The 13,835-nt window shown below is 65.2% G+C and carries 9 protein-coding genes, 1 tRNA gene and 1 pseudogene; 8 read left to right on the top strand and 3 right to left on the bottom strand.

Going from position 1 to position 13,835, the window contains the following annotated elements; translation table 11 throughout:
- The first annotated feature begins 34 nt into the window (after positions 1–34).
- Entirely contained in the window at positions 35–274 is a 240-nt protein-coding gene (locus ACTGJ9_RS25525) for a pentapeptide MXKDX repeat protein (protein WP_456673339.1), read from the top strand.
- A 166-nt stretch (positions 275–440) separates the two neighbouring features.
- Here the strand turns inward: ACTGJ9_RS25525 and ACTGJ9_RS25520 are convergent, their stop codons facing one another.
- Positions 441–788 (bottom strand): DUF6481 family protein, encoded by a 348-nt coding sequence (locus tag ACTGJ9_RS25520; protein ID WP_456678619.1) that lies wholly within the window; start codon positions 786–788, stop codon positions 441–443.
- Positions 789–1,047: 259 nt separating this feature from the next.
- Between ACTGJ9_RS25520 and ACTGJ9_RS25515 the strand changes: the two genes are divergently transcribed.
- From ACTGJ9_RS25515 to ACTGJ9_RS25500, 4 genes are all read left to right on the top strand, one after another.
- Complete coding sequence (locus ACTGJ9_RS25515; protein ID WP_456673338.1) at positions 1,048–1,284, top strand: hypothetical protein; 237 nt, start codon at positions 1,048–1,050, stop codon at positions 1,282–1,284.
- Between the two features lie 89 nt (positions 1,285–1,373).
- Positions 1,374–1,586, top strand: a complete 213-nt coding sequence (locus ACTGJ9_RS25510) for a hypothetical protein (RefSeq protein WP_456673337.1) — start codon at positions 1,374–1,376, stop codon at positions 1,584–1,586.
- 503 nt (positions 1,587–2,089) lie between these two features.
- On the top strand, positions 2,090–2,593 hold the full coding sequence (locus tag ACTGJ9_RS25505) for a hypothetical protein (protein ID WP_456673336.1): 504 nt from the start codon (positions 2,090–2,092) through the stop codon (positions 2,591–2,593).
- 725 nt (positions 2,594–3,318) lie between these two features.
- The gene (locus tag ACTGJ9_RS25500; RefSeq protein WP_456673335.1) at positions 3,319–3,471 is read left to right on the top strand and encodes a hypothetical protein; all 153 of its coding nucleotides are present in this window, start codon (positions 3,319–3,321) and stop codon (positions 3,469–3,471) included.
- Between the two features lie 342 nt (positions 3,472–3,813).
- On the opposite strand, the gene ACTGJ9_RS25495 is transcribed toward ACTGJ9_RS25500, so the two are convergent.
- Together ACTGJ9_RS25495 and ACTGJ9_RS25490 are read right to left on the bottom strand one after the other, a co-directional pair.
- Positions 3,814–4,047: a hypothetical protein gene (locus tag ACTGJ9_RS25495; protein WP_456673334.1), complete on the bottom strand. Its 234-nt coding sequence runs from the start codon at positions 4,045–4,047 to the stop codon at positions 3,814–3,816.
- 170 nt (positions 4,048–4,217) lie between these two features.
- Positions 4,218–4,294, bottom strand: a tRNA-Arg gene (locus ACTGJ9_RS25490).
- A gap of 401 nt (positions 4,295–4,695) precedes the next feature.
- Between ACTGJ9_RS25490 and ACTGJ9_RS25485 the strand changes: the two are divergent.
- From ACTGJ9_RS25485 to ACTGJ9_RS25475, 3 genes and pseudogenes are all read left to right on the top strand, one after another.
- Positions 4,696–9,900 (top strand): annotated as a pseudogene (locus tag ACTGJ9_RS25485) (alpha-2-macroglobulin family protein).
- 8 nt (positions 9,901–9,908) lie between these two features.
- The gene (pbpC, locus tag ACTGJ9_RS25480; RefSeq protein WP_456673333.1) at positions 9,909–12,041 is read left to right on the top strand and encodes a penicillin-binding protein 1C; all 2,133 of its coding nucleotides are present in this window, start codon (positions 9,909–9,911) and stop codon (positions 12,039–12,041) included.
- 50 nt (positions 12,042–12,091) lie between these two features.
- Positions 12,092–13,834, top strand: a complete 1,743-nt coding sequence (locus ACTGJ9_RS25475; RefSeq protein ID WP_456673332.1) for an ArnT family glycosyltransferase — start codon at positions 12,092–12,094, stop codon at positions 13,832–13,834.
- Position 13,835: the final 1 nt, after the last annotated feature.

The following is a 13,835-nucleotide window of genomic DNA, read 5'->3' as shown; positions in this document are numbered from 1 at the left end:
GCTGACAAACACCATCTCGAAGGGATTAATTCTCATGACCATCCGCACCCGCATCGTGTTCGGCGTCTCGGCTGCCGCTCTGTCGCTTGGCCTGGCGCTGTCGCCGGCCGCTTTCGCCCAGGACAAGATGGGCAAGGACGACGGTATGATGAAAAAAGATACGATGTCCAAGGACGGCATGAAGAAGGACACCATGTCCAAGGACGAGGGCATGAAGAAGGACACGATGTCGAAGGATGGCATGAAGAAGGACGACGGCATGAAGAAGAACTGATCTTATGCCGTCGTGCCGGGCGCCCCGACGGGGCGAGCCCGGCATGCGCTAGTCCGGTTCGGTCACAGGCCTATCATCGTGCGCGCGCGTTCGCGTGGACGCGGTGGCCCGTACCGTCAGGATTTGACCTGAAGCACGTGCGCTTCAGGTCAAATTTTGTTGAAGGTCACTTCCGCTTGGACTTGCGGGCGGCGTAACGCGCGTCGCGCTTGGCTTTTTGCTCGGCCTCGAGTTCAGCCGCCTTTGCTGCCGCTTCTTCCTCTTCGCGGGCGATCCGCGCGGCTTCCAGCGCTGCGGCTTCTTCCTCGCGACGCTTCTGCTCGGCCTTTTCTGCATCGCGCGCAGCCTTGGCCTCGGCGCGCTTGATCGCGAGAGCCTCGCGCTCGGCACGCTTCGCCACAACCGCAGGATCATCAGGCCCAGGCTGCGACTTGAATTTGTTCAAAAGATTCTTGCGTGCTTCCTGCGCCGCCTTTTGCCGGTCTGAAAACCCGGGTTCCCTAAATCCACTCACGGGCCTTGCCTTCCTCGCTTTCAATCCTACATCGGTGACTGTTGGTACGTCGGCTGGGCATAAGCAGGCACCACGCGACGCAGAAGCGTGTACATCGTCACGCGCCGCGAAGCCACCCATAATCGCAGCCGATCAGGTCAACGAAAATCGCTCGACCAGCCGATCCTTCGTAGCCCGGAAAAACTGCCGAATTGTGATGTCCCTCATAAGGACACCCCAACGGCGGCGCCTAGCGTCCGCCACGAGACGGAGCACGGGCATGATCTTTTTCCGGCTGAGGCTGAAGGCCCTTGCAATCGCGGCCGCCGCAGTGGCGGTAACAGGTGCGGCGCTGTTACTCGCGCGCCCGCGGCCCATCGAGAACACCGTCCTGGGAGCCGCATGGGAGTGCACCCAGACGGCCTTCATCCTGACCAGCTGCGCGCCGCGCCCGCAACAGGCGATTCCGGCGGTCGAGACCTCGCGCAAGGAGGCGCAGAGGGCAACCAGAGGCTGACCGGCGAGGGACTGAGCAGAATGTGACGCGACGTCGCAGAGGTGATAAAGGGCCTCACCGTGCGACAAGGTCCCCAAATCCAAGTAGCCATGTCCAGACCCGACCCATCCGAGAAGCCTAACGTGTCGCCAAGGCCCCAATCCGGCGATAGCCGCCGCGGCGCGATTGCGGGGCTGATCATCGCAGCTGTCATTCTCGGTGTGGGGTTGTGGCTCGCCCGCGACCTCACGGCTGCCAGCAAGATGCAGGACTGCGTGATGTCCGGGCGAAGCAATTGCAATGTGATCGAGCCGGCCCGCTAGAGCGGTTTCGCCGGGCGCGTCCGGACGGAAAATTGCCGTGATCTTAATCATTTGTAACGGGACATCCCCGACTTGTCGCGTCAGTTTGACAGGTCAGTCATGTCCGTCGGCATCACCCGGGCGCGATCCGAATCGTCTATCGCGCGTGGACTACGGCAATTGCGAAAGTTGAGGGGGCAAACCCGCATGAGTGCGTCCAGCCGCTTGAAGATCATTATTCCCATGGTTTCGGCCATGTCGTTGCTGGCATTGTCTGCGCAAGCGCAGGATACAGGGCTGCCGAAGGGCGGCCAACCGCCAGGGCAGGGCGCAGGTAGCCCATCCCCGGGCAATCAGAACATGCGCAAGGGTCCTCCGCCACAACAGGGCGTGCACCCCGGGCCTCAGCCCCAAGCCCGCATGGCTCCGGGGCAGGTCCAGGAGGCGGTCCAGGAGCAGTTCCCGGCCCGCATGGTCCCGGACCGCGTAATGCCGGTGGCCCGCCGCCGGGATCCGGTCGCTACATGGCACGCGGTCCCGCACCGGCGCGCGACTGGGGCGGACACGCCTATCGTGGCAATCTTGCCTGGGACGGCGGACGCTGGCGCCACGAGGTCCACAACGGCCGCTCCGGCTGGTGGTGGGATGTCGGCGGCGTCTGGTACTATTATCCGCAGCGGATGGACGGTCCGCCCGCCTACATTTCCGAAGATTATATCGACGACGTGCCGGTGGCCTATGCGCCGCCCGGCCCGCCGGTCGCCTATGAACCGCCGCCACCTCCGCCGCCCGCCCCCGATGCCGGCGCGAGCGCGCTGGGTGGCGCTATCGTCGGCGGCGTGCTCGGCGGCCTGATTTCCGGCAACGCCTCGGGTGCGGCCGCAGGCGCCGTGATCGGCGGCGCGACTGGCGCGATTGCCGGTGCCACCGCTGCTTCGCGCCCCGGCTACTATCTCGCTCAAGGCAATTGCTACTACCGTTATCCGAGCGGTCAGTATGTGCAGGCCGATCCGCGCGCCTGCTATTGAACGCCTCGCGGCGATATCCGGCATGAATGAGGCGGGCCCGGTGCCCGCCTCATTTGCGTGGAGCCCGCGTGGAGACGCGGTCTGACGAGGTCGCGGCGACGCGCAACAACTGTCCCAACTTTTCTCTGGCGTTTCCTGCCGCAACGCGCCTTGATCAAAGAAAAAAACGGAGACGTGAGTCGCGGGGAGAGGAATATGCTGGATGCGATCCAGATCAGCCTGGCGCTATGGGCCATGATCGTTTGCGGAGGGATCAAGGCGGTGCAACTGGTGCACTGCCTGTTCTAACGCGCGCGATCGGGTTGCGCTCAGGAGACGATCCAGGTCAGGAACGCCATCGCGGCCCCAGACCAGACCGCCGATCCAGGCTGCCATCACCAGGACGATCGCCGAGAGAAGGGCGAGACCGAACGCGTCGCTCCTGCGCGATGATGCATCTGCCTGTGCTGCGGCTTCGACCTTTGGTGCCATGAGGGGAACAGCCGTCCTTCCTGTGTCGCGTTCTTTCGGCGCGTGATGCACTGTTTAGCGAACGCGCCGGAACTCGGCTGTGATGCAATTCACAGATCCGCCAGAATGAAGCCGGCTTCAACGGTTTGTGCGCGCGCAAATTCGCCGCGGTAACATCATGCTGAAGCGCGCATAAGGTGCGACCTTCGTCCACCGCAATCATACGGACGAAATTGCCACGCCCTTGTCCATATCGGGCGAATAGAATTGACCGCATGTGTACCAAGTACGACCCTCAGCATGAAGCCGAGGCGGCGATGAAGCGCGCCGCGGCGTCCGAAGGCCCCGACCGGCAACGACTCATCGAGCTGGCCCTGGCTTGGCATCAGCTCGCTCGCGATCGGCGCGACGACGAGCAAAGGGGCTGATTTCGCCTGACAGCCGAGTCCGCCCGGTTCGGGTCTCGGCACCGGTCATGCGAAAGCCCCGTGCTCGGGGGGGCAAGCACGGGGTCCTTCAAAGCCGACCGGAGCTAGCAGGTCGGCACCACTCTGTGTCGTCGCAGACAACATGGCAGTCGGAATCTCGTTCCACGCGGCCGTCAGATTTCGCCAAAACGCCGCGATCGATGCGTGTCGGGTTTGGTTGCGAAACGCACCGTTAAGACATGCGCCGTCGTGGTTTTGCGGTCGCGATTCGTGCTTTGGGAACGGAGCGGAGTCGGACCGTGAACAAACGGAATGCTGGACCATTCAGGCCCCAATTTAGAATCACTCGATAGCCGACCGCTGCTTCTGGTGGCCTCGACGCGCCCAGGCCTGAACGGCGGAGGCGAGCTGATGCTGGCTCATCGCGACGTCGACAATGGACGCCTGCGCCAATTCGATGCGCTTTGTGATCGCGCTGGAGTTGACGTCCACGATTGCGTCGAGCGCCAGAAACGATATCGCGACGATCGCCACCGCACAGGCAATTCCCATTCTCGTCAGTTCGGCTTGCGGCATCGACAATCCTTGATCGGGCGCAGGTCGCCCGCCGCGCATAATAGGGCGCACCCCATGGTTCAAAGACCGCCACAAGGTTAACCACGCGTTCGTGAGAGCCGCGAACCGCAACTGGACGTCACGCTGTGGCGTCGGTGATAAACGCCGGCACCGGTCGACAACATCGGGGCTGGCGATCCCGGCAGGAATCGAACCTGCAACCCTCAGAGTAGAAATCTGATGCTCTATCCAGTTGAGCTACGGGACCGTCCTGGCCATCCCGGTACGGGGGCTGGCTGTCATATATCATGCCAATATGAAAAATCTGGTGTTTCGCCAAGCCTGAACCGAACCGTTTTCCCGGGAGACGCGACAAAGCGGAACGGCGGAGTGTCAGGGTGCCGGGTCGAGCGGCAGCGTACTGGACGATGGATCACATCGCCGGGGGCGCTGATCAGCTTCCGGGACACGGCCGCCGGTCGATTGGTCCGATATGGCTGCGCCTCAGGACGGCGTGCGCGGCGATAGCGCGATCGGTCTCCTCTGGGCGTGCCTTGCCATGGCGAATGCGACGTTTTCCACCTTTGGTTCCATCGCCATGAGTCCGTCACCTTTCCGCGCACTGTATCACCGCCGCGGCGTTCGTCCGCGATTTCCGGGAGTCCCTTCATGATCGGTCTGGTTCGCGCCGTCACACTCTGCGCCATGCTGGCGTTTGGCCTGAGCGCGGCGCAAGCCGCGGACAAAGCGTTCAAGCGCGACGATCTCGCCGATTCCGCCATCAAGCTGGAAGCGCAGATCAAGAGCGAGGCGGGGCCGGTCGCGAAGACCGGAGCAACCTTGCGCACCGACGCGGATGCCGCCTTCAGGCGCAACGATTACCGCACCGGGCTCTCGGTGCTTGGCCAGATCGCCGCCGTCACGCCTGATGACGCCGGCAACTGGCTGCGGCTCGCAAAAGTCATCTTCCAGATCACGCCGAAGAGCTCGAGCGAGCAGACCTTCCTGCTGGAGCGCGCCTCGACCGCTGCCTACATCGCCTACCAGCGCGCCGGCAATCCGGGCGAGGGGGCGGATGCGCTCGCCGTGCTCGGCAAGTCGCTCGCCGAACGCAAGCTGTGGCGGCCGGCGCTGGATGCGTTGCGGCTGTCGCTCGATATGCGCGAGGTCGCCGACGTTCGCGGCAATTACGAGAAGCTGCGCGACGAGCACGGCTTCCGGCTGCTCGATTACACCGTGGACTCGGATTCGGCGAGCCCGCGTGCCTGCTTCCAGTTCTCGGAAGAGCTCGCCAAGCGCACCGACTTCGCGCCGTTCCTTGCGCTTGCCGGCCAGGACAAGCCGGCCCTGTCGGCCGAGGGCAAGCAGCTCTGCGTCGACGGGCTGAAGCACGGCGAGCGTTACAACATCAACCTGCGCGCGGGCCTGCCGTCGACCGTGAAGGAAGGTCTGCCGAAATCGGCCGAGTTCAATATCTACGTGCGCGACCGCAAGCCGTTCGTGCGCTTCACCAGCCGTGCCTATGTGCTGCCGCGTACGGGCCAGCGCGGCATCCCCGTGGTCAGCGTCAATACGCCGGCGGTTACGGTCAACGTATTCCGGATCGGCGATCGCAATCTGATCAACACGGTCGTCGACAGCGATTTCCAAAAGACGCTGCCCAAATACCAGCTCAGCGATCTCGGCGGCGAACGCGGCGTGAAAGTCTGGACCGGCGAGCTCGCCACGGCAATGAATCTGAACCAGGACGTCATCACCGCTTTTCCGGTCGACCAGGCGTTGGGTGAGCTCCAGCCGGGCGTCTATGTGATGACGGCAGCGGCCAAGGGCCCGGGCAGTGACGACGATTACCAGCTCGCCACGCAATGGTTCATCGTCTCCGATCTCGGCGTCGCGGCGTATTCCGGCAATGACGGCATTCATGTGTTCGTCAATTCGCTGGCTTCGACCGATCCGGTCGGCAAGGCCGAGGTGCGGCTGGTCGCCCGCAACAACGAGATCTTGGCGACGCGCAAGACCGACGAAAGTGGCCACGTGCTGTTCGAGGCGGGGCTTGCGCGCGGCGAGGGCGGCCTGTCGCCGGCGATGCTGACCGTCACAAGCGAGAAAGCCGACTACGCCTTCCTCAGCCTGAAGACCTCGGCCTTCGATCTGTCCGACCGCGGCGTTGCGGGTCGCGCGGTGCCCGTGGGCGCCGATGCCTTCGTCTATGCCGAGCGCGGCGTCTATCGCTCCAGCGAGACGGTCTATCTCACTGCGCTGCTTCGTGACGGGCAGGGCAATGCCGTCAATGGCGGGCCGCTGACCCTGGTGATCGAGCGCCCCGACGGCGTTGAATTTCGCCGCGCCGTGCTGTCCGACCAGGGCGCCGGCGGCCGCACGCTTGCCGTGCCGCTGAACTCGGCCGTTCCGACCGGGACGTGGCGGGTGCGCGCCTTCACCGATCCGAAGGGATCGTCGGTTGGCGAGACCACGTTCATGGTCGAGGATTACGTCCCCGATCGGATCGAATTCGACTTGTCGGCCAAGGACAAGCTGATCAAAGCCAACGCTCCTGTGGAGCTTAAGGCGGATGGTCATTTCCTCTATGGCGCGCCCGCATCCGGCCTCCAGCTCGAGGGCGACATGCTGATCGCGCCCGCGAGCGAGCGCCGGGGCTATGCTGGCTACCAGTTCGGCGTCGATGACGAGCAGACCACCTCGAACGAGCGAACGCCGCTGGAGAATTTGCCGGAAGCCGACGCCAACGGCGTTGCGACCTTCCCGGTGACTCTGGAGAAGCAGCCGGCCTCGACGCGTCCGCAGGAGGCGCAGATCTTCGTCCGCATGGTCGAGACCGGCGGCCGCGCCGTCGAGCGCAAGCTCGTGCTGCCCGTCGCACCGGCGACAGCGCTGATCGGCATCAAGCCGCTATTCGGCGACAAGAACGTCGCGGAAGGCGACAAGGCCGAGTTCGACATCGTGTTCGTCTCGCCCGAAGGCAAGACGCTTCCGCGCGACGGGCTGCGCTACGAGCTCCTGAAGATGGAGTCGCGCTACCAATGGTACCGCCAGAACAATTACTGGGAGTATGAGCCGGTCAAGTCGACCTCGCGCGTCGCTGACGGCGATGTGACGATTGCCGCCGACAAGCCGTCGCGAATTTCGCTCGCGCCCCAGCCCGGCCGCTACCGGCTCGATGTGAAGTCGACCGATGCCGACGGCCCCGTGACTTCGGTGCAGTTCGACGTCGGCTGGTACTCCGATGGCAGCGCCGATACCCCGGACCTGCTGGAGACCTCGATCGACAAGCCGCAATACGCTTCCGGCGATACCATGACGGTGTCTGTGAACGTGCGCAGTGCCGGCAAGCTGACCGTCAACGTGCTTGGCGACCGCCTGCTGACGACGCAGACCATTGACGTCAAGGAGGGCACCGCGCAGGTGAAGCTACCGGTCGGCAAGGACTGGGGCACCGGCGCCTACGTCGTCGCGACGCTGCGCCGTCCGCTCGATGCGGCTGCCCAGCGCATGCCGGGTCGTGCGATCGGCCTGAAATGGTTCGGCATCGACAAGCAGACGCGTACGCTCCAGGTGAAGCTGACGCCTCCGGCGCTGGTCCGGCCGAACGCGATGCTGAAGATCCCGGTCAAGCTCGACGGGCTCAATCCGGGCGAGGACGCCAAAATTGTCATCGCCGCGGTCGATGTCGGCATCCTCAACCTCACCAATTACAAGCCGCCGGCGCCGGATGACTACTATCTCGGCCAGCGCCGCCTGAGCGCGGAGATCCGCGATCTCTATGGACAACTGATCGACGGTATGTCGGGCACGCGCGGCCAGATCAAGTCAGGCGGTGACGCCGGCGCTGCCGAGCTCCAGGGATCGCCGCCTACGCAGAAGCCGCTCGCGCTTTATTCGGGCATCGTCACCGTCAGCGCCGATGGCAGCGCGGAGGTGAGCTTCGATATTCCGGAGTTCGCCGGCACCGCGCGTGTATGGCGGTGGCGTGGACCGCGACCAAGCTCGGGCGCGCGAACACGGACGTGGTGATCCGCGATCCCGTCGTGCTGACCACGACGCTGCCGCGCTTCCTGCTCAATGGCGACCACGGCACGGTCAATCTCGAGATCGACAATGTCGAAGGGCAGCCCGGCGACTACGTCATCAGCGTCAAGACGGGCGGACCGGTGCAGATGACCGGCAATGCCGCCACCACCGTCAAGCTCGCCGCCAAGCAGCGCAATTCGTTCACGCTGGCGATCGACGCGACCGCGGCGGGGCAGGCGACGCTCGACATCGACATCACGGGACCGAACGGCCTTGCGCTGGCGCGGCACTATGCCCTCGACGTCAAGGCGGCAACCCAGGTGCTGGCACGGCGTTCGATCCGGACGCTGGCGAAGGGTGAGAGCCTGACGCTGACTTCGGACATGTTCTCCGACCTGGTGCCGGGTACCGGCAGCGTCTCGGTCTCGGCGAGCCTGTCGACCGCCCTCGATGCAGCGACGATCCTGAAAGCGCTCGACCGCTATCCCTATGGCTGCTCGGAGCAGATCACGAGCCGCGCCATGCCGCTGCTCTATGTCAACGACCTCGCAGCCGGGGCACATCTCGCTATGGACACCGAGGTCGATAGCCGCATCCGCGACGCCATCGAGCGGCTCCTGGCCCGCCAAGGATCCAATGGCTCGTTTGGCCTGTGGTCGGCGGGCGGCGACGATGCCTGGCTCGATGCGTACGTCACGGACTTCCTCACCCGCGCCCGCGAAAAGGGCTTTGTGGTGCCGGACGTCCTGTTCAAGAACGCGCTGGATCGTATCCGCAACTCGGTCGTCAACGGCAATGAGCCGGAGAAGGATGGCGGCCGCGATCTCGCCTACGGCCTCTACGTGCTCGCCCGCAATGGCGCTGCTCCAATCGGCGATCTCCGCTATCTCGCCGATACCAAGCTGAACAACCTCGCAACCCCGATTGCGAAGTCGCAGCTTGCAGCGGCGCTGGCGCTGGTCGGCGATCGCAACCGCGCGGGCGCGGGTCTACGGCGCGGCGCTCGACAGCCTTGCGCCAAAGCCGGTGCTGGAATTCGGCCGCACCGACTACGGCTCGCAGCTCCGCGATGCCGCTGCACTCGTCTCGCTCGCAAGCGAGGGCAACGCGCCCAAGACGACGCTGACGCAAGCGGTGATGCGGGTCGAAACCGCGCGCGGGCTCACGCCCTACACCTCCACGCAGGAGAATGCGTGGCTGGTGCTGGCCGCGCGGGCGCTGGCCAAGGAAAACCTCTCGATCGAGGTCGACGGTCAGCCGGTCAAGACTGCGCTCTACCGCAGCTACAAGGCGGACACGCTGGGTGGCAAGCCGCTGAAGATCACCAACACCGGCGATGCGCCAGTGCAGGCGGTGATCTCGGTGTCGGGCTCGCCGGTCACGCCCGAGCCGGCTGCATCGAACGGCTTCAAGATCGAGCGGAACTACTTTACGCTGGATGGCAAGCCGGCCGATATCAGCAAGGTCAAACAGAACGATCGCTTCGCCGTGGTGTTGAAGATTACGGAGGCGAAGCCCGAGCACGGCCATATCATGGTGTCCGACTATCTCCCGGCTGGTCTTGAGATCGACAATCCCAAGCTGGTGTCGTCGGGCGACAGTGGCACGCTGGACTGGATCGAGGACGGCCAGGAGCCGGAGGATACCGAGTTCCGGGACGACCGCTTCACGGCGGCCGTGGATCGCGCCTCGGATTCCAAGGCGGTCTTCACCGTCGCCTACGTCGTGCGCGTAGTCTCGCCCGGTAAGTACGTGCTGCCGCAGGCCCATGTCGAGGACATGTACAATCCCTCGCGCTATGGCCGCACCGGCACGGGCACGGTCGAAGTGCGGGCCGCGAAGTGAGTGGTGAGATGAGCGAGGTGTTGAAGGGCGGCGCGAATGGCCAGGATAAGCCGGGCCATGGCACAGCGAGGGGCAGGGGACATCGTGTCCTCTCAGCCCTCGCTCTCGGATTCATTCTCGCCATCATCGGCTTCGTCGGCTGGGTCTATTCCCTCGGCCCATTGCCGCTCGACGAGGCGCGGCGCGTCTCGACCAGTGTCGTCGACCGCAACGGAAAGCTGCTGCGCGCCTATGCCATGGCGGATGGGCGCTGGCGGCTGCCGGTCGATGCCAAGGCCGGTGTCGATCCGACCTATCTTAAGCTGCTGTTTGCCTATGAGGACCAGCGCTTCTACGACCACAACGGCATCGATCCGCTGGCGCTGGGCCGCGCCGCGGTGCAGCTCTCGACGCGTGGCCACATCGTGTCCGGCGGCTCGACCATCTCGATGCAGCTCGCCCGGCTGATGGAACCGAGGCGGCAGCGCTCGCTCTACGCAAAACTGCACCAGATCGTGCGCGCGATCGAGCTGGAGCGGACGCTCAGCAAGGACGAGATTCTCAATCTCTACCTTGCGCTCGCGCCCTATGGCGGCAATCTCGAAGGCATCCGCGCGGCGTCGATTGCCTATCTCGGCAAAGAGCCGAAGCGGCTGACGCTGGCCGAAGCAGCGCTGCTGGTCGCGCTGCCGCAATCGCCGGAGACGCGCAGGCTCGACCGCTATCCGGACGCCGCGCGCATCGCCCGCGACCGGGTGCTCGATCGCATGATCGAGGAGCATGTGGTCAGCGCCGACGACGCGAAGCAGGCCCAAGCCGTGCCCGTGCCAAAGCTGCGCAAGCCGATGCCGATCCTGGCGCCGCACGCGTCCGACAACGCGCTTGCGACGGTCAAGGACGCGCCCCTCATCAAGCTGACGCTGGATTCCAATCTACAGAAGGTGCTGGAGCCCCTGGCGCGTGACCGCGCCATCGCACTCGGGCCGAACATCTCGGTTGGCATCATCGTGGTCGACAATGAGAGCGGCGACGTGCTCGCACGCGTGGGGTCTGCCGATTATTTCGACGAGAGCCGGGCAGGGCAAGTCGACATGACCCGCGCCATCCGCTCGCCGGGCTCCACGCTGAAGCCGTTCATCTATGGCCTCGCCTTCGAGGATGGTTTTGTTCATCCCGATAGTCTGATCGACGACCGCCCGGTCCGTTTCGGCTCCTACGCGCCGGAAAATTTCGACATGACATTCCAGGGCACGGTGCCGGTGAAGAAGGCGCTGCAGTTGTCGCTGAACGTCCCGGCGATCGTGCTGCTCGACCGCGTCGGCGCGAGCCGGCTGGCCTCCCGGCTGCGCCAGGCAGGCGGCAATCTGGTTCTGCCCAAAGACGAAGCACCGGGGCTCGCGATGGGTCTCGGTGGCGTCGGCGTGACGCTGCAGGATCTCGCCCAGCTCTATGCCGGCTTCGCCCGGCTCGGCACCACCAAGCCGCTGCGCGAGATCATGGCGGCCACGGACGACCGCGAGCCGCTGCGGCTGTTGGATCAGGTCGCGGCCTGGCAGGTCGGCAATGTGCTCCTGGGAACCCCACCGCCGGAGAACGCCGCGCATAACCGTATCGCCTTCAAGACCGGCACCTCCTATGGCTATCGCGACGCGTGGTCGGTCGGGTTCGACGGCCGCATGACCATCGGCGTCTGGGTCGGCCGGCCCGACGGTGCGCCGGTGCCCGGCTTGATTGGCCGCATCGCCGCGGCGCCAATCCTGTTCGACTCCTTCGCCCGGACCGGCAAGACGTTGAGCCCACTGCCGAAGCCGCCCAGGGGAACCCTCGTCGCCAGCAACGCGAAGTTGCCGTTGCCGCTGAGGCGGTTCCGTCCGGTGGGGGATCTCATCCGAACCGGCGGCGAGCAGGCCCTCCACATTCAATTCCCGCTCAACGGCTCCCGGATCGACGTGGATCGCTCGGGCGGGACTGAAGCTGCGGCCATGCCCGTGAAGGTCGCCGGCGGGGTGTTGCCGATGACTGTCATGGTCAACGGTACCGCGCTCGGCGAGATCGACGGGCGGCGCCAGCGCCTGATCGATCCGCCCGGCCCGGGGTTTGCACGGCTGACCGTGATCGACGCCGCTGGCGCCGCGGACACAGTTGTCATTCGAATTCAATGACTGTGGCTCAAGCGGTTGTGGCGATGGCGGTTTCAGCGTAAGCGGAACCAATGGCCGAGACCTATCCAACGCCTCGTTTTGGAGCGCCCCGACAGCCGAAAACGCCTGTGAATCCGGGCAGCCGGCTCGTGCTGATGCTCGACTTTGTCACCGCCAGCCACGCCCGCGCTGTCGCCTTCCTCGTGCTGTGCGCGCTGCTGCTCTTCCTGCCCGGCTTCTTCACCATTCCGCCGGTCGATCGCGACGAGGCGCGCTTTGCGCAGGCCACCAAGCAGATGGTCGAGAGCGGCGACTATGTCGACATCCGCTTCCAGGAGGACGTGCGCTACAAGAAGCCGGTCGGCATCTACTGGTTGCAATCCGCGGCGGTCGAACTCGCGACCGCGCTGAAGCTGCCGAAGGCTGAACTCCGGATCTGGGTCTACCGGCTGCCGTCGCTGTTGGGGGCGATCGGCGCCGTGCTGATGACCTATTGGGCGGCGCTTGGCTTCGTCACGCGGCGCGCCGCGGTCCTTGCCGGGCTCCTGATGTGCTCCTCCGTGCTGCTCGGCGTCGAGGCGCGGCTCGCCAAGACCGACGCGATGCTGCTGTTCTGCGTGGTCGCCGCGATGGGCGCGATGGCGCGCGCCTATCTGTCCTGGCAGCGCGCCGAGGACGAAACCCATCCGCCCTGGAGCTGGCCTGCGATTTTCTGGACCGCGCTCGCTGTCGGCATCCTGATCAAGGGCCCGCTGATCCTGATGTTCGCAGGTCTGACCATCATTGCACTCGCGATCCAGGATCGCGATTCCTCCTGGCTGTGGAAGCTGCGCCCTGTCTGGGGCCTGATGTGGATGCTGGTGCTGGTGCTGCCCTGGTTCATCGCGATCTTCTGGCGCGCGGGTGATGCCTTCTTCGCCGACTCCGTCGGCGGCGACATGCTGAGCAAGATCGGCGCACAGGAATCCCATGGCGCGCCGCCCGGACTGTACCTGGCGCTGTTCTGGATCACCTTCTGGCCGGGCGCGCCGCTCGCGGCGATGGCCGCGCCTGCGGTGTGGCGGGCGCGGCGGGAGCCCGGCGCGCAGTTTCTGCTGGCTTGGCTGATCCCATCCTGGATCGTGTTCGAGGCTGTGCTGACCAAGCTGCCGCACTACGTGCTGCCGCTCTATCCCGCGATTGCGATCCTCACCGCGGGCGCGCTGGAGCGGAATGTGCTGTCGCGCTCCTGGCTGGCGCGCGGCTCGGCCTGGTGGTTCGCGATCCCGGCGGGCGGTTCGATCATCGCGGTCGTCGGCGCCGTCATGCTGACGCGGCAGCCCGCCTTCGTGGCCTGGCCGTTCATCGCGGCCTCGCTGATCTTCGGCCTGTTCGCCTGGTGGCTCTTCGACAGCAACCGCGCCGAACGCTCGGTGCTGAACGCGCTGGTTGCGGCGCTGATGCTGGCCGTCGTGGTCTACGGCATCGTGCTGCCGTCGCTGACGCCGCTATTTCCGAGCGTCGAGGTCGCGCGCGCCCTGCGCAGCGTCACCTGCGTCGGTCCCAGAGCGGCGTCGGCCGGCTATCACGAGCCGAGCCTCGTGTTCCTGACGGGAACGCAGACGCTGCTGACCGACGGATCGGGAGCCGCCGATTTCCTCAGGCAGGGAAGCTGCCGGTTTGCATTGATCGAGCAGCGCTCGGAGCGCAGCTTCGTTCAGCGCGCCGAGGCGATCGGGCTGCGCTACAAGGTTGGGGCGCGCATCGACGGCTATAATTTCTCGCAGGGACGCGCGATCTCGATCTCGATTTTCCGTTCCGAAGGCACCGAATAGG

This window comes from Bradyrhizobium sp. RDM12 (assembly GCF_051917485.1).
In the GTDB taxonomy this organism is placed as follows: Bacteria; Pseudomonadota; Alphaproteobacteria; order Rhizobiales; family Xanthobacteraceae; genus Bradyrhizobium.
The sequence above is the reverse complement of the archived record's forward strand: the minus strand, read 5'-3'. Positions and strand labels throughout refer to the sequence as shown.